This window comes from Streptomyces griseosporeus (assembly GCF_014656055.1).
Classification (GTDB): Bacteria; Actinomycetota; Actinomycetes; order Streptomycetales; family Streptomycetaceae; genus Streptomyces; species Streptomyces griseosporeus.
In genome coordinates, this window is sequence record NZ_BNBR01000004.1 from 349914 (window position 1) to 376817 (window position 26904).

Annotated in this window: 22 protein-coding genes; 15 read left to right on the forward strand and 7 right to left on the reverse strand. The window is 73.5% G+C overall.

Features of this window, described 5'->3' with window-relative positions; translation table 11 throughout:
- Nucleotides 1-157 precede the first annotated feature (157 nt).
- A complete protein-coding gene (locus IE308_RS20615; RefSeq protein WP_190219063.1) occupies nt 158-2077 on the forward strand; it encodes an HAD-IIIC family phosphatase in 1920 nt (639 codons plus the stop codon).
- Between the two features lie 89 nt (nt 2078-2166).
- Here IE308_RS20615 and IE308_RS20620 read toward each other — a convergent pair whose 3' ends face one another.
- The gene (locus IE308_RS20620; RefSeq protein WP_190219064.1) at nt 2167-2619 is read right to left on the reverse strand and encodes an SRPBCC domain-containing protein; all 453 of its coding nucleotides are present in this window, start codon (nt 2617-2619) and stop codon (nt 2167-2169) included.
- 235 nt (nt 2620-2854) lie between these two features.
- Here IE308_RS20620 and IE308_RS20625 point away from each other — a divergent pair, with 235 nt between their 5' ends.
- From IE308_RS20625 to IE308_RS20685, 13 genes are all read left to right on the forward strand, one after another.
- A complete protein-coding gene (locus IE308_RS20625; RefSeq protein WP_229908974.1) occupies nt 2855-4618 on the forward strand; it encodes a fatty acyl-AMP ligase in 1764 nt (587 codons plus the stop codon).
- A 1-nt stretch (nt 4619) separates the two neighbouring features.
- Nucleotides 4620-6437 (forward strand): acyl-CoA dehydrogenase family protein, encoded by a 1818-nt coding sequence (locus IE308_RS20630; protein WP_190219065.1) that lies wholly within the window; start codon nt 4620-4622, stop codon nt 6435-6437.
- Entirely contained in the window at nt 6431-8200 is a 1770-nt protein-coding gene (locus IE308_RS20635) for an acyl-CoA dehydrogenase family protein (protein ID WP_190219066.1), read from the forward strand. The genes IE308_RS20630 and IE308_RS20635 overlap by 7 nt, the downstream gene beginning before the upstream one ends.
- 57 nt (nt 8201-8257) lie before the next feature.
- Nucleotides 8258-8539, forward strand: coding sequence for an acyl carrier protein (locus IE308_RS20640; protein ID WP_110628260.1), 282 nt, complete (start codon nt 8258-8260; stop codon nt 8537-8539).
- Entirely contained in the window at nt 8539-11592 is a 3054-nt protein-coding gene (locus IE308_RS20645) for a type I polyketide synthase (RefSeq protein ID WP_190219067.1), read from the forward strand. Before IE308_RS20640 ends, IE308_RS20645 begins: the two co-directional genes overlap by 1 nt.
- Nucleotides 11589-12611 (forward strand): 3-oxoacyl-ACP synthase III family protein, encoded by a 1023-nt coding sequence (locus IE308_RS20650; RefSeq protein ID WP_110628258.1) that lies wholly within the window; start codon nt 11589-11591, stop codon nt 12609-12611. The genes IE308_RS20645 and IE308_RS20650 overlap by 4 nt, the downstream gene beginning before the upstream one ends.
- A complete protein-coding gene (locus IE308_RS20655) occupies nt 12608-12856 on the forward strand; it encodes an acyl carrier protein (protein WP_110628257.1) in 249 nt (82 codons plus the stop codon). Before IE308_RS20650 ends, IE308_RS20655 begins: the two co-directional genes overlap by 4 nt.
- Nucleotides 12853-13719 carry a 2-oxo acid dehydrogenase subunit E2 gene (locus IE308_RS37355; protein ID WP_110628256.1) on the forward strand — a complete coding sequence of 289 codons (867 nt, stop codon included), beginning with the start codon at nt 12853-12855 and terminating at the stop codon, nt 13717-13719. The genes IE308_RS20655 and IE308_RS37355 overlap by 4 nt, the downstream gene beginning before the upstream one ends.
- A complete protein-coding gene (locus IE308_RS20665) occupies nt 13625-14512 on the forward strand; it encodes a 4'-phosphopantetheinyl transferase family protein (protein ID WP_190219068.1) in 888 nt (295 codons plus the stop codon). The genes IE308_RS37355 and IE308_RS20665 overlap by 95 nt, the downstream gene beginning before the upstream one ends.
- A 267-nt stretch (nt 14513-14779) precedes the next feature.
- Entirely contained in the window at nt 14780-15241 is a 462-nt protein-coding gene (locus tag IE308_RS20670; protein WP_110628254.1) for a DUF4260 family protein, read from the forward strand.
- Nucleotides 15242-15255: 14 nt separating this feature from the next.
- Nucleotides 15256-16332: an alpha/beta fold hydrolase gene (locus IE308_RS20675; protein ID WP_190219069.1), complete on the forward strand. Its 1077-nt coding sequence runs from the start codon at nt 15256-15258 to the stop codon at nt 16330-16332.
- Entirely contained in the window at nt 16329-16517 is a 189-nt protein-coding gene (locus tag IE308_RS20680) for a hypothetical protein (RefSeq protein ID WP_110628252.1), read from the forward strand. The genes IE308_RS20675 and IE308_RS20680 overlap by 4 nt, the downstream gene beginning before the upstream one ends.
- 11 nt (nt 16518-16528) lie before the next feature.
- The gene (locus tag IE308_RS20685) at nt 16529-17446 is read left to right on the forward strand and encodes an alpha/beta fold hydrolase (protein WP_190219385.1); all 918 of its coding nucleotides are present in this window, start codon (nt 16529-16531) and stop codon (nt 17444-17446) included.
- Nucleotides 17447-18023: 577 nt separating this feature from the next.
- On the opposite strand, the gene IE308_RS20690 is transcribed toward IE308_RS20685, so the two are convergent.
- The 5 genes from IE308_RS20690 to IE308_RS20710 form a co-directional block, all read right to left on the reverse strand.
- Complete coding sequence (locus IE308_RS20690) at nt 18024-20645, reverse strand: AfsR/SARP family transcriptional regulator (RefSeq protein WP_190219070.1); 2622 nt, start codon at nt 20643-20645, stop codon at nt 18024-18026.
- 9 nt (nt 20646-20654) lie between these two features.
- Nucleotides 20655-21653 carry an AfsA-related hotdog domain-containing protein gene (locus IE308_RS20695; RefSeq protein ID WP_190219071.1) on the reverse strand — a complete coding sequence of 333 codons (999 nt, stop codon included), beginning with the start codon at nt 21651-21653 and terminating at the stop codon, nt 20655-20657.
- A 159-nt stretch (nt 21654-21812) separates the two neighbouring features.
- Nucleotides 21813-22136 carry a ferredoxin gene (gene fdxA, locus IE308_RS20700; RefSeq protein ID WP_110628249.1) on the reverse strand — a complete coding sequence of 108 codons (324 nt, stop codon included), beginning with the start codon at nt 22134-22136 and terminating at the stop codon, nt 21813-21815.
- Complete coding sequence (locus IE308_RS20705) at nt 22133-23179, reverse strand: 2-oxoacid:ferredoxin oxidoreductase subunit beta (protein ID WP_190219072.1); 1047 nt, start codon at nt 23177-23179, stop codon at nt 22133-22135. The genes fdxA and IE308_RS20705 overlap by 4 nt, the downstream gene beginning before the upstream one ends.
- A complete protein-coding gene (locus tag IE308_RS20710; protein WP_229908975.1) occupies nt 23169-25067 on the reverse strand; it encodes a 2-oxoacid:acceptor oxidoreductase subunit alpha in 1899 nt (632 codons plus the stop codon). Before IE308_RS20710 ends, IE308_RS20705 begins: the two co-directional genes overlap by 11 nt.
- 280 nt (nt 25068-25347) lie before the next feature.
- Here IE308_RS20710 and IE308_RS20715 point away from each other — a divergent pair, with 280 nt between their 5' ends.
- Nucleotides 25348-25959 carry an NADH oxidase gene (locus tag IE308_RS20715; RefSeq protein WP_110628247.1) on the forward strand — a complete coding sequence of 204 codons (612 nt, stop codon included), beginning with the start codon at nt 25348-25350 and terminating at the stop codon, nt 25957-25959.
- A gap of 228 nt (nt 25960-26187) precedes the next feature.
- On the opposite strand, the gene IE308_RS20720 is transcribed toward IE308_RS20715, so the two are convergent.
- Nucleotides 26188-26796, reverse strand: a complete 609-nt coding sequence (locus tag IE308_RS20720) for a response regulator transcription factor (RefSeq protein ID WP_110628246.1) — start codon at nt 26794-26796, stop codon at nt 26188-26190.
- Nucleotides 26797-26904: the final 108 nt, after the last annotated feature.

The window sequence follows — 26904 nt, forward strand, 5'->3', positions numbered from 1 at the left end:
GGGCGCCCGTCCGGCACGGCGAGAGCACGCACCGGACGCCGCTCGGCCCGCCCTCCGGGCGGACGACGTGACTTTGCGGACACGCCCTAGGCCGCCTTTAGGGAGCGGCGTGAAGCTCTTCGGCGTCCGCCCGATCAGGCAGAGAGGCGACGAGGCCGTGAGCACAGCAGTGACGACGAGCACACAGGAACGGCAGGGGCCGCTGGACCGGCTGCGGGCCCTGCAGCGCGCGGGCAGGATCGCCGCCGACTATCCCGCCGTACCCGCCCTGCTCGCCGAACTCGCGCAGAGCGAGGACGCGTACGCCGAGCTGGCCCGTGCGGGCCGGCTGCTCGTCAAGCAGCGCGCGGAGGACATCGCCGCCCTGCACGACGGGGTGCGGCCGGCCGCGGTGGCGGTCACGGGGCACGGCATCGTGGACGCCCTCATTCCCTCGCTGACAGCCGAACTCGCCCGGCACGGCGTGCCGTTGACGGCCAGTGTCAGCGACTACGACGCCTGGCAGCGCGACCTCCAGGACACCGGCAGCGAGCTGTACGCCCCGGGCACCGAGCTGGCGCTGTGCCTGCTGGACGGGCAGCAGATCTTCGACGAGCTGCCCCTGCCCTGGAACGTCGAGGACGCCACGCGCGCCCTGACCGGCAAGCTCCAGCTGCTCGACCGGCTGGCCGCGCAGTACGGCGAGCACGGACCCGGCACCCTGGTGCTGAACACCCTGCCCCTGCTGCGCAGCCACACCCAGCAGCTCGTCGACCACCGGTCACGCACCGAACTGGCCGCCGCGTGGCACGAGTTCAACGCCGGCCTGCTGCGGCTGGCCGGCCGTCACCCCCGGCTGCACGTCGTCGACCTCGGCCCGATCGTCGCCGAGACCGGCCCCGTCCGCGACACCCGGCTCGCCGCCTACGCCAAGGTCCACCTCGGCGAGGCCGTGCTCGCCCGCTACGCCCGCGAGGCGGCCCACCTGCTGCGCGCCTTGCGCGGCCGGACCAAGAAGGTCCTCGTCGTCGACCTCGACAACACCCTGTGGGACGGCATCCTCGGCGACGACGGGCCCGACGGCATCGCCGCCGCCACCACCTACCGCGGCGAGGCCTTCCACCGCTTCCAGCGCACCGTCAAGCAGATCGGCTCCCAGGGCGTCCTGCTCGCCGTGAGCAGCAAGAACGACCAGGAGCCGGTGCTGGGCGTGCTGCGCGACCACCCCGACATGGTGCTGCGCGAGGACGACTTCGTCCGCGTCAACGCCAACTGGCAGCCCAAGGACGGCAACCTGCGGGACATCGCCGCCCGGCTCAACCTCGGCGTGGACAGCTTCGTCTTCGCCGACGACTCGCCCTTCGAGTGCGGGCTGGTCGCCTCCTCCCTGCCCGAGGTGGCCGTCGTACGCCTCGACGAGGAACCCGCGCTGCACGTGGAGAAGCTGCTCGCCGACGGCTGGTTCGACACGCGGGAGCTGACCGCCGAGGACCGGCTGCGGGCCGGGCAGTACCGCTCCGAGGCCGGCCGGCAGGACCTGCTGGAGAGCACCGGCTCGATGGAGGAGTACCTGGCCGCGCTCGACGTACGGGTCGAGGTGTCGGGGGTGCGCGACGTCGAGCTGGCCCGCGTCGCGCAGATCACCCTGCGCACCAACCAGTTCAACCTCACCACCGAACGCCTCCAGCAGGCCGATGTGCGCGCCCGCCTCGACGACGGCGCCCACCTGGTGCTCGCCGTGCGCAGCCGGGACCGGTTCGGCGACAACGGCGTGGTCGGCGCGCTGTTCGCCCGCCGCGAGGGCACGGCGCTGGTCGTGGACAACCTGCTGCTGAGCTGCCGGGTCTTCGCCCGCGGTATCGAGCAGGGCACCGTCGCCACGCTGCTCGCGCACGCCCGGGACACCGGCGCCACCGAGGTCCGCGCGAGCTACCGGCCCACCCCGAAGAACCACAAGGTCCGCGACTTCTGGCCGTCGCTCGGCTTCCGCACCGCGCACGAGAGCCCCGAGGGCGCCCTGGACTTCGTCCACGACCTCGCCGAGCTGCCCGAGGTGCCCGGCCACCTCGGCCTGACGTTCGACCCCGCCGGCGCCTGACCGTCCCGCGCCACCCGCGAACCAGCCTGCCGTCGGCTCCACATCCCCCGGGAGCCGACGGCAGGCTTCCGTACGTCCGCCCCCAGCGGCTAGCTGCCGTCCCGTGCCGCCGCCAGGGACTCCACCCGCTCCTTCAGCGCCTCGTTCAGCCGGCGGAAACCTGCGTCCGTCTGGGTGATGACCGACCCGGTGAACGGCACCAGCACGCCCGTGAACGTCTCCATCTGCTCCACGTGCGTGCCCCCGTCGACGGGCGTCAGCTCGAAGCTGTGCAGGCCGTCGAAGATGCCCTTGACGCCGAACCGGCCCCGCCAGCGCAGCACCTGGTGCTCCTCGCAGGTCAGCACCGTCGGCGTGAACACCATCTCCTTGCCGCTGTCCGGCAGCCGGAAGCGCAGCCGCAGTCTCGTGCCGGGCTCGGGCCGCCCCTCCGCCTCCACCAGGAACGGGTTCCACTCGTGGAACCGGGCGAAGTCGGTCAGGACGTCCCACACCTGCTCGGGCCGCGCGTGGATATGGATGTCGCACGTGATACGGCGCACTGGCCTGCGCTCCTTTCGGAAACCCCCACGAACCCCCACGAGCCTTCCCCGGGCGGCCGCACCCCACGCTAGCTCCTTTGATCACCGCCACCCAGGAGCGAACCGGGCCGCACAAGCGCCCCCTTAGCCGTCCGGCGCAGCATCGCACCTGTCCGAGAATTCCCCGCCGGTGCCCTGCCGGCGCTCGCGGAAAGGCCAGGGAACGACCTTGACTAGCTTCCGAACCTTTACGGAATTGGTTCTGGCGCGCGCGGGCGCGCTCGGCACCGAGGACGCATTCGTCTTCCTGCCGGACGACGCCAACGGCTCGGTCCCGCAGCACCTCACGTACGAGCAGCTCGACGCGGACGCCCGGCGGATCGGCGCATGGCTCCAGGAACGCGGATGCAGCGGCGGCCAGGTGCTGCTGCTGTACCCGTCGGGCCTGGAGTTCATCAAGGCCTTCGTCGGCTGCCTGTACGCGGGTGCCGTCGCCGTGCCGGCCCCCCTGCCGACCGAGCAGGGCAGGCAGTTCGCCCGGGTCACCGGCATCCTGCGGGACGCCGAGGCCCGTGCCGTCCTCACCGACGCCGGCAACGCCCCCGAGATCTCCGCCTGGCTCGCCGCGGAGAACATGACCGACGTGCACTGCCTGGCCACCGACGGCGAGGCCTTCGCGGACGCCGCCGCCTGGCGCGAGCCCGACCTCACCCCGGAGAACCTGGCGTTCCTGCAGTACACCTCCGGGTCGACGTCCGACCCCAAGGGCGTGATGGTCTCGCACGCCAACCTGCTCGCCAACGAGGCGGCCATCCAGCGCTCGGTCGGCTCCGACCAGACGTCCCGCTACGGCGGCTGGCTGCCCTTCTACCACGACATGGGCCTGATCGGGCACATACTCCAGCCGCTGTACCTCGGCGGCTCCGGCGTGCTCATGGCGCCCGTGTCCTTCCTCAAGCGCCCCTACCGCTGGCTGAAGATGATCGGCGACTACGGCGTCACCATCGGCGGCGGCCCCAACTTCGCCTACGACCTGTGCCTGCGCCGCATCACCGACGAGCAGCTCACCACCCTCGACCTGTCCTCGTGGAAGGCGGCCTGCAACGGCGCCGAGCCGATCCGCGTCGAGACGATCCGCGCGTTCACCGAGCGGTTCGAACCGGCCGGCTTCCGCCCCGAGACGTTCTTCCCCTGCTACGGCATGGCCGAGACCACCCTGCTGGTCACCGGCACCCCCCGCGGCACCCGCCCGGTCGTCCTCGGCGTCGACGCCGAGGGCCTGGAGCGCGGCGAACTCGCCGACCCGCGCGAGGACGAGCCCACCCGCACCCTGGTCAGCTCCGGCACCGTCGTCGAGCAGGACTTCGACGTCCGTATCGTCGACCCGGAGTCCTTCCGGCAGCGCGCCGAGGGCCAGGTCGGCGAGATCTGGGTCAAGGGCGACAGTGTGGCCTCCGGCTACTGGAAGCGCCCGCTGACCAACAAGGAGATCTTCGACGCCGCCATCGTCGGCGCCGACGGCCGGCCCGACGGCGGCGGCTGGCTGCGCACCGGCGACCTCGGCGTCTTCGAGGACGGCCAGCTCTACGTCACCGGCCGCCTCAAGGAACTGATCATCTTCGCCGGCCGCAACCTGTACCCGCAGGACATCGAGCGCGCCGTGCAGGCCACCGACAAGGCGTTCGGCATCGGCTCGGGCGCGGTGTTCGCCGTGGACACCGACCGGGAGCACCTGGTCGTCGTGCAGGAGGTGCGGCCCAGCGCCGTCACCACCGACCTGCGGACCCTCGCCACCGGCGTGCAGGCCCTCATCGGACGGGAGTTCAACATCCCGGCCGGCAACGTCCTGCTGGTCCGCCCCGGCACCATCCGCAAGACGACCAGCGGCAAGATCCAGCGCACCCTGATGCGGCAGCTGTTCCTCAAGGGCGGCATCACCCCGCTGTACGAGGTGCTGGAGCCCGCCGTCCGCGAACTCGTCGCCGACGCCATCGACCGTCCCCTGGATGCGGTGGTCTGACATGGAGCATCCGCCCTACCGGCTGGCCGGGGAACTCGACGCCTTCCTCGGCGACCCCACCGACCCGAGCGAGCCGTTCTCCTACGCGCGCTGCGTCGAACTCGACGAGAAGGAGGAGTTCCCGGCCGGCATCTGCCACCGTCTGGAGGAGTGGGGGCTCGCCGACCACTACGTACCGGTCCGGCACGGCGGGCGGCTGCGCGACTACGAGCACCTGCTCCAGCTGATCCGCACGGTGGCCCGGCGCGACCTGACCGTGGCGATCGGCCACGGCAAGACCTACCTCGGCGGGGTCTGCGTGTGGATCGCCGGCAGCGACGAGCAGGCCGGACGGCTCGGCGCGGACATCCGCGCAGGGGTGCCCGTCTCGCTCGGCCTGACCGAACGCGCCCACGGCAGCGACCTGCTCGCCGGTGAGGTCCAGGGCGAGGGCGCCACCGCCGACGAGACCGGCGGCTGGCTGGTCAGCGGCGAGAAGTGGCTGATCAACAACGCCACCCGGGGCTCGGTGCTGTCCCTGCTGACCCGCACCGACCCGGCGGGCGGCCCGCGCGGCTTCAGCGTCCTGCTGGTCGACAAGCGCGAACTGGACGAGGACACCTACCGCCACCTGCCCAAGATCCCCACCCACGGCATCCGCGGCGCCGACATCTCCGGCATCGCCTTCGACGGCGCCCGCGTGCCGCGCACCGCGCTCGTCGGCACCGAGGGCGGCGGCGTCGAGACCGTCATCAAGGCACTCCAGCTCACCCGCACCCTGTGCGCCGCGCTCTCCCTGGGCGCCGGCGACCACGGGCTCGCCATCGGCCTGGACTTCGCCGAGGAACGCGAGCTGTACGGCCGTAAGCTCATCGAACTGCCGCAGGCCCGCAGGCTGCTGACCGCGGCCGCCGCCGACGTCCTGCTGCACGAGGCGGTCGCCCTGGTCGCCGCCCGGGCCGTGCAGTGCCAGACCGGCGAGATGAGCGTGACCTCGGCGGTCACCAAGTACCTGCTGCCGACCGGCACCGAGGAGGTCCTGGACGGCGTCACCCGCGTCCTGGGCGCCCGCGCCTTCCTCAAGGGCGTGCACGCCGACGGCCGCTTCCAGAAGCTGGAACGCGACCACCGCATCGTGGGCCTGTTCGACGGCAACACCCTCGTCAACCTCAACTCCCTGGTCAACCAGTTCCGTACGCTCTCCCGCGGCTGGCGGCGCGGCCGCGGCGACGTGCAGGGCGCGGCCGTCGCCTACGACCTGACGGCCGAGCTGCCGCCGCTGGACCCCTCCCAGCTGTCCGTGGTCGCGCGCGGCTGCGGTGTCCTCGCCGCACTGCCCGCCGGGGTGGAGGAACTCGACCGGCTGGCCGAGCGGGACCCGGCCCTCGCGCCGGCCGCGGTGGCTGCGCACCGGCTGCTGGACGTCACCGACGCCGTCCACGAGGAGATGGCCGGCTACCCGGCCGTCATGACCGACGTGCCGCCGCAGGCCTTCGACACCGCCCGCCACTTCACCCTGTGCTGGGCCGGCGCCGCCTGCCTCGGCCTGTGGCTGGGCACCGTACGCGCCGCCGCCGACGGGGAGACCGCCGGCCTGTGGCGGGACGCGCTGTGGCTGCGGGCCGCCCTGGACCGGGTGCTGTCCCGGCTCGGCGAACGGCCCGACGGACCGGCCGCACCCGGCGACCGGAACGGGATCCACGAGGCGCTGCTCACCGAGCTGCGCGCCGCCCGGCACTCGGGCCGGCTGTTCTCGCTGCTGGCGCAGCCGGAGCGGCGGGCCCCGGGCCCCGAGACCGCCGGCGTCGCCGCCGGTGAGAGCGAGAGGACGTCATGCTGATCGGTACCGCCCCCCAGGGGGCACCGGCCCGCCCCGCCGGGGAGCCGGGACAGGAAGAGCGGGTGGCGGCACGCGTCGCCGAGCTCGAACACAAGCTCGGTGACCCCACGGACGAGACCAACGAGGTCTCCTACACCCGGCTGCTCCAGGACGACGAGGCCGGGAAGATCTCCGTGGCCGGCGAGCGCATCCTGGACGAGGCCGTCCTCAACGCGGACTTCGTGCCGCGCGCCGAGGGCGGACGGCTGGAACGCATCGACACCCTGGTGCGCGTCATGCGGTCGGTGTTCCGCCGCGACGTCGCGCTCGGCCTCGGCTACGGCGTCACCTCGTTCATGGCCGGCGTCAACGTGTGGACCGAGGGCGACGCCGACCAGCGCGCCCGCTTCGCCCGCATCCTGCTCGACGGCGGCAAGGTCTCCGTGGCCTACCACGAGCTGGCCCACGGCAACGACTTCGTGCGCAACGAGTTCGAGGCCCGCCCGCAGGACGACGGCGGCTTCCTGCTGCACGGCGAGAAGCAGGTCATCAACAACGCCGACCGGGCCGCCGCCTGGGTGCTGTTCGGCCGCACCAACCCCGCGCCCGGCAGCCGCAGCCACTCCGTCTTCTTCGCCGAGCGGGACGGCCTGGACGCCTCCACCTACCGGGTCCTGCCCCGCTACGACACCGTCGGCGTCCGCGGCTGCCACCTCACGGGGCTCCACTTCGACGACACCCCGCTGCCCGCCTCCGCGCTGGTCGGCGAGACCGGCAAGGGCGTCGAACTGGCCCTGCGCGCCTTCCAGATCACCCGCAGCGCGGTGCCCGGCATGGCGCTCGGCGCCACCGACACCAGCCTGCGCACCGTCGTCCGCTTCGCGCTCGGCCGGCAGCTGTACCGCAAGTCCGTCATGGACATCCCGCACGCCAAGGCCACCCTGTCGGCCGCCTTCCTCGACCTGCTGATCAGCGACAGCCTCTCGCTCGCCGCGACCCGGGCCGTGCACCTGCTGCCCGAGGAGACCAGCGTGTACGCGGCGGCCACCAAGTACCTGGTGCCCAAGCTGCTCACCGAGGCCATGCACGAGCTGTCCATCGTGCTCGGCGCCCGCTTCTACGTCCGCGAGGGCGAGTTCGGCATCTTCCAGAAGCACATCCGCGACCTGCCGGTGCTCAGCCTCGGCCACGCCGGGTCGGCCGCCTGCCAGGCCACGATCATCCCCCAGCTGCCCCGGCTCGCCCGGCGCGCCTGGTTCACCGACGACCCCGCCCCGGCCGGGCTGTTCCGGCTCCGCGACGACCTCGGCGAGATCCCCTTCGGGGAGCTGACCCTGGCCAGCGGACGGGACCGGCTGAGCGCCTCGCTGCTCGCCGCCATCGACGAACTGCCCAGCGGCACGCCCGAGGAGCGGGTGGTGCACGGCATCGCCCTGAAGATGATGGACGAGCTGCGCCAGCTCCAGGAGGCCGGCTCCACCCTGGCTCCCGAGGACCGCACCGCCCTCGCCAGCCCGGCCACCTTCGCGCTCGCCGACCGCTACACCGTGCTGCTCGCCGCCGCCTCCGTCATCGGGGTGTGGCAGCAGGCCCGTAACGCCGAGGACCCGTTCCTCGCCGACCCCGCCTGGGCCGCCGCCGCCCTGCACCGCCTGGCGCGCCGCCTCGGCCAGACCCCGCCCGAGCTGCCGGCCGCCGCCGAGGCGCGGGTGCACGAGGAGGTGCTGCGCCGCTTCCACGACCGCACCAGCTACGACCTGTACGACACGCCGCTCGCCGGGTGACCGCCCGGTCCCGCGCGGCCGCTTCCAGCCCGACCGACCCTCGCCGAGGAGCACACCATGCCCGTTCCGACCACCGGACACACCGCCGAGTCGCTCACCACGTGGTTGGCCGAGCGCATCGCCCTCTACCTCAAGCGGCAGCCCGCCGAGATCGACCCGAACGTCCCGCTGGCCGAGTACGGCCTCGACTCGGTCGCCGCGTTCAGCCTCTGCGGCGACATCGAGGAGGACTTCGACTTCATCCTGGAGCCGACCGCCGCCTGGGACTACCCCACCGTGCAGGCCCTCGCGGACCACCTGCTGAAGGAGTTCGCCGCCGCGAAGGGCGGCACGGCCTGATGGAACCGATCGCCATCGTCGGCATCGACTGCAGATTCCCGGGGGCGCCCGACACGGGCGCCTACTGGGACCTGCTGATGCGCTCCGCGGACGGGGTCGGCAAGGTGCCCGGACAGCGCTGGGACGCCGACGAGTTCCACTCGGCCGACGGCGCGGAAGGGCACGCCAACACCGTCGAGGGCGGCTTCATCGGCGACGCCGACGCCTTCGACAACGAGTTCTTCACCATCTCGCCCCGCGAGGCCGCCGCCATGGACCCGCAGCAGCGGCTGCTGCTGCAGTGCACCTGGCGCGCGGTGGAGGACGCCGGCCTGTCCCCGCAGCGGCTGGCCGGCACCTCCACCGGTGTCTTCGTCGGGATCATGGGCAACGAGTGGGCGCAGCTGCACCTCACCGACTACGCCAAGGTCACCGCCCAGATCGGCTCCGGCAACGGCTACTGCATGACGGCCAACCGGGTCTCGTACCACCTGGACCTCAAGGGCCCGAGCCTCGCCGTCGACACGGCCTGCTCCTCGTCCCTGGTCGCCGTGCACCTCGCGGCGAACTCCCTGCTCTCCGGGGAGTGCGACACGGCCCTCGCGGGCGGCGTCAACGTGGCCGTCACCCCGGCCCTGTCGATCTTCTACACGCAGGCCGGGCTGTCCGCGCCCGACGGCCGCTGCAAGCCGTTCGGTGCGGAGGCGAACGGCATCGGCCGCGGCGAGGGCGTCGGCGTCGTCGTCCTGCGCCGGCTGCGCGACGCGCTCGCCGACGGGCAGCGGGTGTACGCGGTGATCCGCGGCACCGCCGTCAACCAGGACGGCCGCAGCAACGGCCTGACCGCGCCCAACCGCTGGGCGCAGCAGGACGTCCTCGCCGCCGCCTACCGGAGGGCTGGTGTCGACGCCTCCGAGGTCGTCTTCACCGAGGCGCACGGCACCGGCACCACCCTCGGCGACATGATGGAGGTCAAGGCACTCGGCCACCACCACGCCGCCCGCCCCGGCAAGCCCCTCGCACTCGGCTCGGTCAAGGGCAACATCGGCCACACCGAGGGCGCGGCCGGCATCGCCGGACTCATCAAGGTCGCCCTCTCCCTGCACCACCGGGTGGTGCCCGCCAGCCGGCACGCCACCAAGGAGAACCCGGCACTCCAGCTCAAGGACAACGGGCTGCGGCTGCTGAAGGCACCGCTCAGGCTGCCCGCCGCGCCCGTCCTCGCCGGACTGAGCAGCTTCGGCATGGGCGGCACCAACGCCCACGCCGTCCTGGAGAGCGCGCCGCCCGCGTCGGCCCGGCCCGGACCGCGCGATGCCGGGGCCACCGGCGGCATCGGCTGCGGCGTCTTCACCGTCAGCGCGCCCGGCGCCCCGGCGCTGCGCCGCAACCTGGCCGCGCAGGCCGCGGCGGTCGCCTCCCGGCGGGTCTCCGCGCAGGCGCTCAGCTGGACCAGCAACCAGGTCAAGACCGGGCACCGCTACCGGTTCGCGGTGCCCGCGCACGACACCGCCGAACTCGCCGCCCGCCTCCAGGAGGCGGCCGCCGACCCGGACCTGCTGGCCCGGCTCACCGCCGCGCCCGCCGGAAAGCCGCGCACCGCCTTCCTGTTCACCGGGCAGGGCTCCCAGTACGGCGGCATGACCGCCGGCCTCTACCGGGACTCGGCGCTGTACCGCGGCTTCCTCGACGAGGCGGACGCCGCGCTGCTGCCGCACACCGGCCGGTCCATACGCGACCTCGTCCTCGACGGGGACGAGGACGTGCACCTGACCCGCTGGACCCAGCCCGCGCTGTTCGCCGTCGAGTACGCCCTCGGCCGCACCCTGACCGAACTGGGCGTCAGGCCCGGGCTGCTGCTCGGCCACAGCGTCGGCGAGTACGCGGCGGCCGTCCTGGCCGGGGCGCTCACCCTGGACGGCGCGGCCCGGCTGATCGCCGCCCGCGGCGACCTGATGCAGCAGCTCCCCGAGGGCGGCGGCATGCTGTCCGTGCGCGCGCCGCTCGCCGAGGTCGCCCCGCTCGTCGCCGACGAGCCGCTGGCCGGGGTCGCGGCGGTCAACGGACCCGAGGCCACCGTGGTCTCCGGCGACCTGGGCGTCCTCGCCCGCATCGAGGCCGACCTCACCGGACGCGGGCTCACCACGCGCCGTCTGACCGTCTCGCACGCCTTCCACTCCCCGCTGATGCGGCCGATGCTGGAACGATTCGCCCTCATCGCCTCGGAGGTCGGCGGCGGCGTGCCGGAGATCCCCGTGTACTCGACCGTGCGCGGCCGCGTCCTCGACGGGGAGGCGATGGACGCCGCCTACTGGATCGAGCACATCGGCGCGACCGTGCTGTTCCAGGACGCCGCCGAGGCCCTGCTCGACGCCGGCCCCACCCACCTGGTGGAGATCGGCCCGCAGCCCGTGCTGTCCGGCATGGTGCGCCGCCTCGGCCCGCGCGCCCAGGCCGCGGCCCCCGCCCACGTCCTGCCGGTGCGCGGCGCCGAGGCGAGCGGCCGGGACCTGGCCGACGCGCTCGCGGAGCTGTACCGGGGCGGCGCCGACCCCGAGTGGGCCGCCGTCTACCCGGCCGAGGAACGCGTCCCGCAGCCGCTCGTCCCGTACGTCTTCTCCGACGAGCACCGCTACTGGGCCGCCCGCCGGCCCACCGCCGCCGACCCGGCCGACTCCACGGTCCCCACCGCCGTACCCGCCCCCTCCGCGGCACCGGCCGCCGAGGCGACCGCACCCGCCGCGGCACCGGGCGTCGCCGTCCTCGGCGCCCGCGCCGGCACCCCGGCGGACCCCCTGTCCGACGCCGTGCAGGAGGTGATCGCGGCGGTCGGCGGCTACGCGAGCGCCGAGGTCTCCGCCCACCAGCGGCTCTACGAGGACCTCGGCTTCGACTCCGTGATGATCATGGAGCTGAAGACCCGGCTCGACGAACGCGTCACCGGCCTCGCCCACATCACCGTCCAGGACCTGCTGCCCCGGCTGAAGACGGTCGCCGACCTCACCGGCTTCCTGCACGAGTCCGGCGCCACCGTCACCGCCACCCCGACCGCCCAGGAAGGAAGGACGGCATGACCACGCCCACCGCGCACATCGCCTCCATAGGCACCGCGCTGCCCGGAGACCCGGTCGACAACGCGGCCCTCGCCAAGGTGCTCGGGGTCAACGAGGAGTGGATCGAGGTCTTCATCGGCACCAAGACCCGCCACTTCGCCCGCGACCTCGGCACCGGAACCGTCCGCTGGTCACTCGCCGACCTGTGCGCCCAGGCCGCGCAGAAGGCCCTCGCCGCCCCCGCCGTCGACCCCGCCGCCATCGAGTTCATCGTCCTCGGCACCGCCACCCCCGACACCCTCATGCCGGCCACCGTCAACCAGGTCGCCGACCAGCTCGGCCTCGACCAGGTGCCCACCTTCCAGCTGCAGTCCGGCTGCGCCGGCGCCATCCAGGCCCTCTCCGTCGGACAGACCATGATCGCCTCCGGGCAGTACCGGACCGGCCTGGTCATCGGCGGCGACGTGTGCAGCAAACACCTCGACGTGCAGCGCGACCTGTCCGACGCCGCACCCAGCGACCTGGTCAACTTCGTGCTCTTCGGCGACGGCGCCGGAGCCGCCGTACTGACCGCCGAACCCGCGGGGGAGCGCGTCGCCCTGCGCCACGTCCTCAACCGCTTCACCGGCCTCGGCAGCAAGCCCGGCCAGGTCATCGAGTGGTTCGGCCTCGCCGACCGCTACGACGACCGGCAGGCCCTCACCGAGGACTACAAGGCCATCGAGGAACGCGTGCCCGTCATGGCCGTGGAGATCCTCTGGGAGCTGCTCGGCGAACTCGACTGGGAGGCCGACGAACTCGACTACCTGCTGCCGCCCCAGCTGTCCGGCCGGATGACCCGGCGCATCACGGAGGAACTCGGCGTGCCCACGGCCGAGGAGATCTCCTGCGTCGCCGACACCGGGAACAACGGCAACGCCCTGCCCTTCCTGCAGATCGAGAAGCTCCTCGGACGCATGGGCGACGGGCACAAGGCCCTCGCCGTCGCCGTCGAGTCCAGCAAGTGGATCAAAGCCGGTTTCGCCCTGGAGAAGATATGACCGACAGCAGCACGGCCGTCCTGAGCCTGGACGACTTCGTCTCCCTCGTCCGCGACGAGATCGGCCTGGAGATCGAACCCGAGCAGGTCGCCGTCGACTTCGACGAACTCCCCGACTGGGACTCCCTGTACCTCCTCAAGCTGGTCACCGCCCTGGAACTGGCCACCGGCCGCAAGGTCGCCGTCGGCAAGGTCCTGGAGGCCCGCAGCCTCAAGGAGATCCACGACGTGGCGGTCGGCGGATGACCGACGGCACCCGCACGGTCGTCGAACGCCGCCGCAGGCACACCCTGTACTTCCTGGAGTGGTCGGCCGGGCAGCGCCCGGTGCACCTGGACACCGACATCGACATGAGCCGGATCCAGGAGCACCGGGCCGCCGCCCGGGCCCGCGGCACCCGCTACTCCGTGGTCACCTACCTGCTCCACGCGACCGGGCGCGCCCTCGCCCGGCACCCGGAGGCCAACGCCGTCATGGCACCCGGCTGGCCCGGACTACTGCGCGCGCCGCGGATCGTCCGGTTCGCCGGGGTGACCGCCAAACTCGCCCTGGACCGGCCCGTCCAGGGCGAACGGACCGTCCTGTCCGCCCTCGTACCGAACCTGGAGACCGCCGGCCTCGACGACATCCAGCACCGCATCGACCGCTACCGCGGCGAACAGGCCGCCGACTTACCGGAGTTCAAGGGGGTACGCGCCCTCGGCGGCCTACCGGTCCTGCTGGGCCGGCTCGCCTTCGCCGGCGCCCTGCGCGACCCGCGCAAACGGCCCGACGTCTTCGGCACGGTCTCGGTCAGCTCGCTCGGCCACTCCACGGTCGACGGCTTCCACTCGGCCGGAGGCACCGCCGTCACCCTGTGCGCGGGACGCATCGCCGAACGGGCCGTCGTCCGCGACGGAGCCGTCGCGGTCGCGCCCGTCATGCGGCTCGGCCTCACGTTCGACCACCGGGTCATCGACGGGGCGGCCGCGGCCGAACTGCTCACCGATCTCCGACACACCATGGAAGCCTGCGATGACCTCTCCTGTGCGGAAGACCCCGGGCAGGACCCTCGGGGAGCCGATCACGATCACGGGTCCCCGCGGGGACTGGAGCCGAGTACGCGCTGACCTGGACCGGCACGGATGCGCGGTCCTCCACGCCCGGGTCGACGACTGGCGCCCGGAACAGGCGGGAGGGCCGCGCCTGCGTGCCCTCCTCGGCCGCGACTGGCAGCGGTTCCTGGAGCTCACCCACCCCGATGTGCGCACCCGGTTCGCCTCGTCGCGGATCCTGCTGAAGTTCGCCGCCGCGGCCGTCCTCGACGTGTCCCCGCCGACCGTGGAGATCGGGTACGCCGGCAGCGGCCGCCCCTATCTGCGCGGCTACGACGGCGTGCACATCAGCCTCAGCCACACCGACGAACTGCTCCTCGTCGGGCTGGCCACCGGCGGGGTGATCGGCGTCGACGCCGAACGCAACGACCGCAGGCTCTACGGGCCCGGCCTCGGCCGCCACATGTGCACCCCGCACGAGGTCGAGGAGATCGAGGCCCTGCCGCCCGACCGGCGCGACCCCGCGCTGGTCCGGCTGTGGACGCTGAAGGAGGCCTACAGCAAGGCGATCGGGCTCGGCATGCAGTTCCGCTTCACCGACTTCGGCTTCCGCTCCGACGACAGCGACGACCGGCCGACCGAGCTGCTGCGCCCCGACGGCACCCCCGGCACCACCGGCGAGTGGACCTTCGGGACGTACGGCATCGACGACCGCTTCACCGTCAGCGTGGCGGTCGGCGACGCCGGGTTCGGCTCCACCGCCGAGGTCGCCGCCGGCACCGCCCTGGACGGGTCGATCATGGACGCCCTGTCCGAGGCGCTGGGCTCCGACGAGGACGGGGGCGGGGGCGGGGACGACTGGTGGTGAGCGGCCGCCGCCCGGTCCGCGTCGGCTGAGCGACCGTACGGCCCGGAGGCCGGACACCTGACTGGTGCCCGGCCTCCGGGGCGTGCCTGTGCGCGGGTACGGGGGCGCGGGGCGGGGTTCGGGTGCTGGTGTGCGGGGCGGGGGCCCGCTGCGTACAAGTCCCGCACTAGTACGGGCCGGAACACTGGCGTAAAGCCGCCCTCCCTGGACCGGCGGTAGCGCGGACCCGTGTGACGCGGGGCGCCGCGCCCACCGAGAGGAGATCCCATGCAGGCCGTGCTCCGGGCCGTCGGACCCGGCACCGATCAGTCCCGTCCCGCGGCCGCCAAGCCCGGGCCCCTTTCCTGGCCGGCGCCCGCCGACCGCTGGACCTGGCGCACCCCCGCCGGACGCGCCCTCAGCGGCGCCACCGCCGTCGCCGCGCTGGGCGCAGGGTTCGCCCTCGGCGGCGCCCTCTCCGGCGCGTTCTGGGGCTCCCTCATCGCACCCGACCTGGCGTTCCTGCGCCCCTCCAAGCTGCCCCCCGTACCGCCCGGCATCCTCCCCCCGGACAACGTCGGCCTCTACAACCGGCTGCACGACCCGCGCGTCGCCGCCGCCCTGCTGGCCACCGGGGCCCTCACCGCCTCCCGCACGCTGCTGCTGGCCGGCCTCGGCTGGACCGCGCACATCGCCGCCGACCGGGCGTTCGGCTACGGCCTGCGCCGCCCCGACGGCGCCATCCACTGACAGGACGGCCACGCATGGACCACCTCGACGAACTCAAGGAATTCGCCCGGCTGCACGCCCGCGGCCAGGGCATCACCGCCGAGCACACCGCCGACGTACTGCGCCGCATCACCAACGACACCCCCGGCGACCCGCGCTCCTGGGCCGCCGTGTGGACCGCCGAGGGCCGCGCCGCCGCCGACCGCGGCGACCTGCTGGACGCCTGCCGCCACTACGCCCTCGCCCGCTTCCCCTACCCCGCCGACGAGGACCGCCGGCAGGCCCAGGAGCTGGGCGTGTCCACCTTCGACAGCTGGCGCCGGGCAGCCGGCCCCGGCATCGAGCGGCTGGAGTTCACCGACCCCGACGGCGCGCCCTACGCCTGCTGGGCCGCAGGCCTCGACCGGGACCGGCCCCTGCTGGTGGTGTGCGGAGGCATCGTCAGCGTCAAGGAGCAGTGGGCGCCCCTGCTGCCGCTGCTGCGCAAGCTGGGCTTCGCCGCCGTCGTCACCGAGCTGCCCGGCGTCGGCGAGCACACCGCCCGCTACGGCCCCGGCTCCTGGCGCACCCTCAGCGACCTCCTGGACCGCCTCGCCACCCGCGCCGACGTCAGCGACACCTCCTTCCTCGCGCTCAGCTTCAGCGGCCACCTCGCGCTGCGCACCGCCGCCGAGGACCCGCGGGTGCGGCGCGTGCTCACCGTCGGCGCGCCCGTCGCCGACTTCTTCACCGACGCCCAGTGGTGGCCGCGCGTCCCGCGCATCACCGTCGACACCCTGGCCCAGCTCACCGGCAGCGCCGACGAGACCGAACTGGTTGGTGTGCTCCCCGAGTTCGCCCTCGACCAGAAGCTGCTCGCCGGCCTCGACATCCCCGTCCGGTACGTCGCCAGCGCCCGCGACGAGATCATCCCCGCCCGCGAGCAGGCCTTGCTGCGGCGGGCCCTGCCCGACGTGCGGTTCAAGGTCTTCGACGACGTCCACGGATCCCCCGCGCACCTCGGCGCGATGCGCCGCTGGCTCTTCGCCAACCTCTTGCTCCTCCGGTTCACCCGACGGCGCGTGACCCGGCAGCACAGCTCCCCGATACCTCTCAGCCGGAGGCAGTCATGAGCGACACGACCGAGTCGTCCGAGTTCCGCAAGGCGTCGGCCGCCGTGCGGCCCTGGCAGTCCCTCGCCTCGCTCGGCGTCACCGAGAGCGATCTGGCGACCGTGCACCACGTGTCCGGCCGGTTCCCCTATCCGGCCGGCGGACCCGACGCCCGCCACCACCACCAGCACCGCAAGGGGGCCTGACCACCGTGACCATGCCGATCCGGCTCCGCCATCGCACCGTGCACGGCTACCGGCGGGCGTTCCGCATGGCGGGCAAGGGCCGGGCCATCCTGCTCATCCACGGCATCGGGGACTCCTCCGACACCTGGCGGGACGTCATGCCCGGCCTCGCGCGCAGCTACCGGGTCATCGCCCCCGACCTGCTCGGGCACGGCGCGTCCGACAAGCCGCGCGCCGACTACTCGCTGCCCGCGTACGCCAACGGGATGCGGGACCTGCTCGGCGTCCTCGGCGTCGAGCGGGTCACCCTCGTGGGGCATTCGCTGGGCGGGGCGGTCGCGATGCAGTTCGCCTACCAGTTCCCCGAGCGGTGCGAGCGGCTGGTGCTGGTCGGCACGGGCGGGATCAGCCGGCAGGTGACCCCGCTGCTGCGGGCGGCCACGCTGCCGGGGGCGCACCTGCTGCTGCAGGCGCTGCGGCTGCCGACCGTCGGCTGGCAGGTCGGGGCGCTGGTGCGGGTGCTGCGGGCCCTCGACACGGGGCTCGGCGTCGACGCGGAGGATCTGGTGCGGGTGGTCGACGCGCTGCCCGACGGGACGGCGCGGAGCGCGTTCATCCGGACGCTGCGTGCCGTCGTGGACTGGCAGGGGCAGGTGGGCACCATGCTGGACCGGTGCTATCTGGCGCAGGGCATGCCGACGATGCTGGTGTGGGGCGGACGGGACCAGGTGATCCCGGCGACGCACGCGGGGCTCGGGCATGTGGCGATGCCGGGGAGCCGGCTGGAGATCTTCGAGGACGCGGGGCATTTTCCGTTCCGGAGCGATCCTCAGCGGTTCGAGGCGGTGCTGCGGGACTTCATGTCGACGACGGAGCCGGCGGCGTACAGTCCCGAACAGTGGCGCCGGTTGCTGCGCACGCGGCGCGCGGAGCGGGCACTGTCGGCCTGAGCGGTGCTTCGTCTGCGGGCCGGTGGGGGCTGGTCGCGCAGTTCCCCGCGCCCCTGTATGCCTGCGGCGGCCCGTTGCGGTTGCGTTGTGGCGTGCGTAGCGCCTACGGCCGGTGGTGGGGTCGGGGCCGCGCCGGGGGGTATCCGTCCTCGGTGCGCCGCTGCGTACGGTCAAATCCGCACCCTCAGTTTCCGCCGCCCGCTGCGGGCGGACACCCCCCGACACGTCCCCTGCTCGCCGTACGCGTCTACCGGCCGCCGCAGCTGCGGGCAGCGCCGCCCCGCTGGGGTAGCGGGCAGTCGCAATCCGACTTAGCTGCGGGCAGTCGTGCCGCTGGGGCGGCACGGGTGGGCGCAGCGGCACCCCGGCAGCGCCGGGCTGCGCGACCCACCCCCGGCCAGCCGCAGCGCCGGGTGCCCAGCCCGCCTAGCGGCGGGTAGCCGCACCCCTGGGCCGGCGCCCCCACACCGCAGCGGCGGGCCGCATGCCTGCGCAGCGGCACCCCGGCAGCGCCGGGCCGCGCGACCCACCTCCGGCCAGCTGGGGGCACCGGTCGGCACCCGCAGCGTCGGCACGCTCACGCGTCCGGGAACAGCCACACCCCTGGCCGTACCTCCAGTGGCTGGGAGGCCAGAGGGGCCTCGGGCAGCGCGCTCACCGCCGCCGCCCGTCGTCCGGCGTACGCCCGCCACCGTTCGTCCCCGGCCCGCCCCGCCGCCGCCCCGCACACCGCGAGCCGGTCGAGGGCTTCCCGGAGCCGGCCTTCGCGTTGGGCCACCAGGGCCAGCCCCCGGAGCGCGTCCGCCTCGCCGCGCGGGTCGGCCTCCGTGCGGGCGACCGACAGAGCGCGGGCGTAACCGCGCTCCGCGCGGGCGACACGGCCGAGGCCGAGCAGGACGTCCGCCTCGCCGGTGAGGCAGCGGCCCGCGCCGACCCGGTGCCCGGAGCGGGTGAACAGCTGCCAGGCGAGGCGGTAGAGGTCGCGCGCCGCGCCGGGGTGGTGGCGTTGCCATTCCAGGTCCGCGAGGGAGCGCAGGAGTACCGCCTCGGCGAGTGAGTCGTCCGCCTCGCGCGCCGCGTCCAGGCCCAGTTCGTGGCTCTCCTGCCAGTCCGCCCACAGCGCGTTCGCCTCGTAGTAGCCGCCCGCCGCCGACGCCAGCGCGGCACACTGCCGCCACAGCCCGGCCCGGTGGGCCTGCCGTACCGTCTCCAGGAGTCCGGGTGCCTCCTCCTGGAACCAGCGCAGGGGCGCCGGCCCGACCACCGCGGCCGGGTCGAGACCGGCCGGTGGTGCGGACGCGGCCGGCATCAGGTCGCGGCCGGGGGCGAGCAGGCCGTCCGCGTGCCGGGTGAGCGTGGCGTAGGCCCGGCACAGGCGGTCGGTCGCCGGGGGTGCCTGCTGCGGTGACTCCTCGGCCAGTACCTCCAGCGCCAGCCCGCGCAGCAGCGAGTGGAAGCCGTAGCGGACCGGGGTCAGCCGGTCGGGCCGCCGGACGGCCTCCAGCAGCCGGGCCCGCACCAGTTCCTCCACCCGGCGCTCCGCCTCCGGCAGGTCCGCCGCGAGCAGCGCGCCGGCCGACCAGAGCGCGAAGTCGGGCAGCGGCGCGAGGCCGAGGACCCGGAAGGCGTGCCGGTTGTCCGCGTCCACGTCCCGGTACGCGGTCAGCAGACTGCCGCGCACGTCGAGGTCGCCGAGCCGCAGCGCCGCCAGCCGGCCCCGCTCGTCGGCGAGTCGCCGCGCCAGCTCCGCCGGCGTCCAGTGCGGCCGGGCCACGAGCCCCGCCGCGGCGACCCGCAGCGCGAGCGGCAGCCCGCCGCACAGCCGGGCGATCTCCGCCGTCGACGCCGGGTCCTCGCTCATCGCCGTACCGCCGCAGTTCACCAGCAGCGCCTCGGCGTCCGCCCGGTTCAGCACGTCCAGCACGAGATGCTGGACGCCTTCCAGCGCGCCGAGCGCATGACGGCTCGTCAGGACGACCGTGCTGTCGGACAGCACCGACAGCGCCGGCCGTACCTGCGCCTCGGAGACCGCGTCGTCCAGGACGAAGAGCATCTTGCGGCCGCGGGTGCGGGCGTGCAGCAGGTCCTCCGCCGCCTCCGGGCCCGCGGGGACCTCCAGGACGCGCAGCAGCCCCGCCATGACCGCCTCGGCCGACAGGGCGCGCCCGCCGGAGTCCCGCAGGGTCAGCAGCACCCGCGCGTCCGGGAAGCGGTCCCCGGCGGCCTGCGCCAGCCGGGCGGCGAAGGCCGTCTTTCCCGCCCCCGGACGCCCCGACACCGCGAGGACCCGGCTGTCCACCGGGCCGGTGCCCGCGAGGAAACGTTCGCCGAGGCCCAGTTCGCCCGTGCGGCCGGTGAAGTCCGGCAGGGGGGAGGGGAGCCGTACGGCGGGGGCGTCCTGCGGCACGGTGGGTGCCGGCGTCCGGGAGGGGGTGTCCGGGGCGGCGGGGCGCCAGGTGAGCGACGGGTCCGAGGTGAGGATCCGCTCCTGGAGCTTCCTGAGCGCCGGGCTCGGCTCCACGCCCAGCTCGTCCACCAGCGAGCGACGCGCCCGCCGGTACACCGCCAGCGCCTCCGACTGCCGTCCGGAACGGTAGAGGGCCACCATCAGATGGCCCTGCAGGGACTCGCGCAGTGGCTGCTCGCGGGTCAGGGCCATGAGTTCCCCGACCAGTTCCTGGTGCAGGCCCAGCCGCAGCTCCGCGGCGATGCCCTGCTCCAGTACCTCCGCGCGCAGCTCGTCCAGCCGGATCGCCGACGTCTGGAGTGTCGGCCCGTGCGGGATGCCGGACAGCGCCGGGCCCGTCCACAGAGCGAGGGCCTCCCGCAGCCGCCGGGACGCCTCCGCGTAGTCCCGGCGGGCGTACGCGGCGCGGCCCGTCTCGCGCAGTCTTTCGAAGACGGTGAGGTCGAGGTCGTCCGGCGCGACGCGCAGCAGGTACCCGGGCGGCCTGGTGATCAGCGGCTGCCGGCCGTCCGGCTCGCCTTCCAGCAGCACCCGGCGCACCTGTGACACGTACACCTGGAGGGTGGTGGTGGCGGTGCGCGGCGGCTCGGTCCCCCACAGCTCGTCGATGAGGGTGTGGGTGGAGACCACCTTGTCGCTCTGGATCAGCAACGTCGCCAGCACGGCACGCGGTTTCGCCGCGGTGGGCGTGCGGGGTGCGACCCGCACCGGGCCCAGCACTCGGAATCTCATGCCGTCGGCCTAGCAGTCCTGCAGCACGGACGCCGATATCCGTGCCACCTCGCGGTCGCCCTGCCAGAAGGCCAGCGTCAGTGCCGTGGTCGGCCGTCCGGCCGCGTCCCGTGCCGTGGCCGCCGCGGCGCCGTCCGTCCGCGGGCCGCTCACGGTGCAGTACAGCGGCAGCCCCGGCTCGGCGAAGCCGCGGAACGAGGCCTGCCAGCCGGTGAGCAGCGAGCGGTCCGGCGCGAACCCGTACAGCTCGGCGCAGGCGATCAGTCCGGCCTGCCGCGAGGCCTCCAGATACAGCACCGGCGGCAGTTCACCCGGCTCGCCCGGCAGTATCCCGTCGGCGGCGGCCCCGTCCACCGGGAACAGCAGCACCTCGTCGTCGTCCTCCACCGGCAGCCCCACCAGGACGTGCCGCGGCTCCGTGTGCCCCACGCGGGACGGCTCGGGCCGGCCCGGCGAGCCGAAGTCGCCGAACCCGCGGGCCAGGCTCTCCTCGCTCTGCCGCCGCCCCGCCTCCCGGTGGCCCCGGTAGATCCCGGGGGTCAGGAACACCAGCCGCGCGCTCGCGGTGCCGCAGGGCCGGCCGTCGATCGACACGACGGCCTCGCACACCAGTCCACGGGGGACGCCCAGCACCATGTCCGTCGGGGTGAGGTCCAGCTCCAGCGCGATCTGCGCCCGGTGCCCGGTCCGCCGCCACGGCTCGACGTCGGTGATCCCGGTGGCGGCCTCCGCGACCACGGTGAGCCGCTTCTCCGGCACCCGGAAGTAGTGCCGGGCCGCGAACACCGCGGCCTGCCGCAGCGCCTCGACCGGCATCACCAGGTCGTGGTGCGCCGCCCCGGTGGCCCCGAACAGCGCGTGCTCGTCCGGCAGTTCCGCCGCGAAGACGAAACGCTGGCACGAGGGCGCCCCGCTGTCGAGCAGAAACGTCTCCGGGCTGTCCGGCTTGTGCACCAGGTGGAACGGCCCGAGGACGGATGACGTGGACAGTGCGGGAACGGTGGCCATGGGCATTCCTCTGCGGTGGGTTCCAGGCGGCTCTTCGGGTGGCTGCGACGACTGTGGGCTCGGACGCCGGTCCGGTGCTGGGTTGACCGGATCTCCGTCGGTTGGGACCACTTTGCCGCGCTCCGCTGAAGAAACGGGGAAGAGCCGCGGAAGGCCGCCTCACCCCGCGGCGCGCACCGGTTCCGCCCGCACGACGGGGTGGTCGGCCTCGGCCACGCCGACCGAGCTGGCGCCGCCGGGCGAGGGGTCGGCGGCGAAGAACTCCCGGTCCACGGTGGCGTATTCCGACAGCTCGTCCGGCAGCGAGTCCTCGTAGAAGATCGCCTCGACCGGGCAGACCGGCTCGCAGGCGCCGCAGTCCACGCATTCGTCGGGGTTGATGTACATCTTGCGCGGGCCCTCGTAGATGCAGTCGACGGGGCACTCGTCGACGCAGGCCTTGTCCTTGAGGTCGACGCAGGGCTGGGCGATGACGTACGTCATGAGGAACTCCCCACGGTCCAGGTGTCGTTGCCGGTCAGCAGGGCGGCCAGGTCGCCCTTGCCCTTCTGCTCGACGGCGGTGTCGAGCTGGTGGGCCATCTGGGTGTCGTAGACGGGCCGTCGTACGTCGCGCAGGACGCCGATCGGGGTGTGGTGCAGGGTGTCGGGGTCGGCGAGCCGGGCGAGGCCGATCGCCGTGAGCGGCGAGGCCGCGTGCGCGTCGTGGACGAGCAGGCCGGCCTCGTCGCCGGGGGTCACGTCCACCACCTTGAGGTCGCCGGTGGCCGGGTCGCGTACGACGCCGCGGGCGCCGTCGGCGCCGAAGCGGATCGGCTTGCCGTGTTCCAGCCGGATGACGGCTTCCTCGGCCTGCTGTTTGTCCTTGAGGGCGTCGAAGGCGCCGTCGTTGAAGATGTTGCAGTTCTGGTAGATCTCGATCAGGGCGGTGCCGGGGTGGGCGGCGGCCTGGCGCAGGACCTCGGTGAGGTGCTTGCGGTCGGAGTCGATGGTCCGGGCGACGAAGGAGGCTTCGGCGCCGAGGGCGAGCGAGACGGGGTTGAAGGGTGCGTCGAGGGAGCCCATCGGCGTCGACTTGGTGATCTTGCCGACTTCGCTGGTGGGGGAGTACTGGCCCTTGGTCAGGCCGTAGATCCGGTTGTTGAACAGCAGGATCTTGAGGTTGACGTTGCGGCGCAGGGCGTGGATGAGGTGGTTGCCGCCGATGGAGAGGGCGTCGCCGTCGCCGGTGACGACCCACACCGACAGGTCGCGGCGGCTGGTGGCGAGGCCGGTGGCGATGGCCGGGGCGCGGCCGTGGATGGAGTGCATCCCGTAGGTGTTCATGTAGTACGGGAAGCGGGAGGAGCAGCCGATGCCGGAGACGAAGACGATGTTCTCCTTCGCCACCTGGAGTTCGGGCATGAAGCCCTGCACGGCGGCGAGGATCGCGTAGTCACCGCAGCCGGGGCACCAGCGCGTCTCCTGGTCCGACTTGAAGTCCTTGGCGGTCAGCGGCTTGGCGCTGAGGGCGAGTTCAGTCCTCACGGAGCATCTCCTGCAGTGCGGCGGCGAGCTGTTCGGCCTTGAACGGCATGCCGTTGACCTGGTTGTACGAGCGGGCGTCGACCAGGTACTTCGCCCGGATCAGGGTGGCGAGCTGGCCGAGGTTCATCTCGGGGATGACGACCTTGTCGTACGACCTCAGCACCTCGCCCAGGTTGCCCGGGAAGGGGTTGAGGTGGCGCAGATGGGCCTGCGCGATCGGCACCCCGGCGGTGCGCAGGCGGCGTACCGCCGCGGTGATCGGGCCGTACGTCGAACCCCAGCCGAGCACCAGGGACGTGGCGCCGTGCGGGTCGTCGACCTCGATGTCCGGTACGTCGACGCCGTCCACCTTGGCGCGGCGGGTGCGGACCATGAACTCGTGGTTGGCGGGGTCGTACGAGATGTTCCCGGTGCCGTCCTCCTTCTCGATGCCGCCGATGCGGTGTTCGAGACCGGGCGTGCCGGGGAGGGCCCAGGGACGGGCGAGGGTCTGCGGGTCGCGCTTGTACGGCCAGAAGACGTCCGTGCCGTCGTCGAGGGTGTGGTTCGGCCCCGTCGCGAACTGCACGGTCAGGTCCGGGAGTTCGGTGAGCGCCGGGATGCGCCACGGCTCGGAGCCGTTGGCCAGGTAGCCGTCCGAGAGGAGGAAGACCGGGGTGCGGTAGGTGAGGGCGATCCGGGCGGCCTCCAGGGCCGCGGCGAAGCAGTCGGTGGGCGTGCGCGGGGCGACGATCGGCACCGGGGCCTCGCCGTTGCGGCCGTACATGGCCTGGAGGAGGTCGGCCTGCTCGGTCTTGGTCGGCAGGCCGGTGGAGGGGCCGCCGCGCTGGATGTCGACGACGACCAGCGGCAGCTCCATGGAGACGGCCAAGGCGATCGTCTCGGACTTCAGGGCCACGCCCGGGCCGGAGGTGGTGGTCACGGCGAGGGAGCCGCCGAAGGCCGCGCCGAGGGCCGCGCCGATGCCGGCGATCTCGTCCTCCGCCTGGAAGGTGCGCACGCCGAAGTTCTTGTGCTTGGACAGCTCGTGCAGGATGTCCGAGGCCGGGGTGATCGGGTACGAGCCGAGGAAGAGCGGCAGGTCGGCCTGCTGGGAGGCGGCGATCAGGCCGTAGGCCAGGGCCAGGTTGCCGGAGATGTTCCGGTAGGTGCCGACCGGGAAGGCGGTGGCGGCCGGGGCGACCTCGTAGGAGACCGCGAAGTCCTCGGTCGTCTCGCCGAAATTCCAGCCCGCCCGGAAGGCGGCGATGTTGGCGGCGGCGATCTGGGGCTTCTTGGCGAACTTCTGCTTCAGGAACTGCTCGGTGCCCTCGGTCGGCCGGTGGTACATCCAGCTCAGCAGGCCCAGCGCGAACATGTTCTTGCTGCGCTCGGCCTCCTTGCGGGACAGGTCGAACTCCTTCAGCGCCTCCACCGTCAGCGTGGTCAACGGCACGCCGTGGATCCGGTAGGCGTCGAGCGAGCCGTCCTCCAGCGGGGAGGTGTCGTAGCCGACCTTCTGCATCGCCCGCTTGGTGAACTCGTCCGTGTCGACGATGACCTCGCCGCCCCGGGGCACGTCCTTGATGTTCGCCTTCAGCGCGGCGGGGTTCATGGCCACCAGCACGTCGGGCGCGTCGCCGGGGGTGAGGATGTCGTGGTCGGCGAAGTGCAGCTGGAAACTGGAGACACCCGGCAGGGTGCCTGCGGGCGCGCGGATCTCGGCGGGGAAGTTGGGCAGCGTGGACAGGTCGTTGCCGAACGACGCCGTCTCCGAGGTGAACCGGTCGCCGGTGAGCTGCATACCGTCACCGGAGTCCCCCGCGAAGCGGATGACCACCCGGTTGAGACGCCGCACCTCCTTGTCGGGACTCTGTGTGAGGACTCGCTCCGATATCTGAACGGCCACCTGGCCGCCCCCTTCCCGTCGACACGGTCAGAGGCTCTCGGCCTCGTGACGCGCACCGTAGGAAGAGCCGCTTGTGAGGGGCTGAAGCCGGTGACGCGCGCGGCGGCCCGGCAGGGCGCGCCACGGGCGGCCGGGTCCTCGGCCGGCGGCACCTCGGGAGCTGCGCGGCGTATGAAAATCTCACCCCCTACGTGTGAGGCGGAGCCTGTCGGTCCGTCCGCCGGGCGGCGGATACTCGACTGCGCATCGTCCGAGAGGGGGTGCCGATGTGTCGGACGGCATGGGCAGTCGGACGCTCCACCTGTGGGCGTTGCGCGAGGACGTGGTCGTACGGACCGACGACGACGGTTCCGTCGTGCTGTCGTCGGGCCGGTTCGGGACCGAGCGGATAGCGGAGCCCGACCGGATCGTCCGCGAGATGCTGCGCCGAATGGAACTGGGCCCCGTGCGGCCCGCGAACGTGGAGGTGGCGCCCGGGCGGCCCGCTCCACAGGCCTGGGTCACCGGGCCCGTCCTGCCGCCCGCGCTCGCCGGGCTGTCCCGCATGGTGATCCGCACCCTGGGGATGGACGACCTCAAAGGGCCGCTGCTGTCGGTGACGCCGGTGGCGGCCGACGCGACCTTCGCGCCGGACGGCGTGCCCGGGCATCCGCTACGGCTGCCGCGCGACGCGCGGATGGCCTCCGCGCCGGCGGGCCTCGTCCTGGCGTCCGCCCGGTCCAAGCACGAGGTGGTGCTGCACCGCCCCGAGGCGGCCTGGGTGGCGGCGATGCTCGCCTGGCCCGTCACCGCCCAGACGGCGGCGGCCGCGCTGCCGCTGCCGCACACCGTCGTCCACGACGTGCTGGGCTACCTTGTGGCGGCGGGCATGGCGGTGCCGGCGGACGGTTGAACCCCTGCGGGCCCGGCCGGACTTACAAAAGGCGGCCGGGCACGGCGTGCTGGCGGGCGGCTGAAGCCCTGCGGTCCCGGCGGACAGCTGAGCTACTGCGGGCCCGGCCGGACTTACAGGCGGCCGGGCACGACGTGCCGACGGACGGCTGAACCCCTGCGCTCCCGGCGGACGGCTGAACCCCTGCGCTCCCGGCAGACGGCTGCCTCACCGCCGACCCGGCCGGGCTCAAAGCAGCCAGCCGGACTCCCGGGCGATGCGGATCGCGTCCACCCGATTACGCGCGTTGAGCTTGGTGACGACCGTCGTCAGGTAGTTGCGCACGGTCCCCGTCGACAGATGCAGCAGCCCCGCGATCTCCGGCGCCTCCGCACCCTCGGCGGCCATCCGCAGCACCTCCGTCTCCCGGTCGGTGAGCGGACTCTCGGCGCCGCCCCAGGCGGCCAGCGCCAGCTGGGGATCGATCGCCCGGTGCCCGGCCGCCACCCGCCGGATGGCAACCGCGAGTTCCTTCGGCGGCGCGTCCTTCAGGAGATACCCGCACACCTGCGCCGACAGCGCCCGGCGCAGCGTGCCCGGCCGGCCGAGGCTGGTGAGGATGAGGGAGCGGCACTGCGGCAGCTCCTCCCGCAACTGCGTCGCGGCGGTCAGACCGTCGACGCCCGGCAGGTCGATGTCGATGACCGCCACGTCCGGCCGCAGTTTCAGCGCCGTCGCCACGATCTCGTCGCCCCGTTCGACCTCCGCCACGACCTCCAGATCCGATTCCAGATTCAGTAACGCGACCAGCGCGCCACGCACCATCTGCATGTCCTCGGCCAGCAGAATCCGTATCACGGACCTGACTCCCCCCGCCCCACCGAAAGCCGCGTGTGGCCGGATTCTAGAACGCCCGGACACATTCCGTCGATCGGATCAGGCCGCAGAGTCACCGGCGGGGGAACG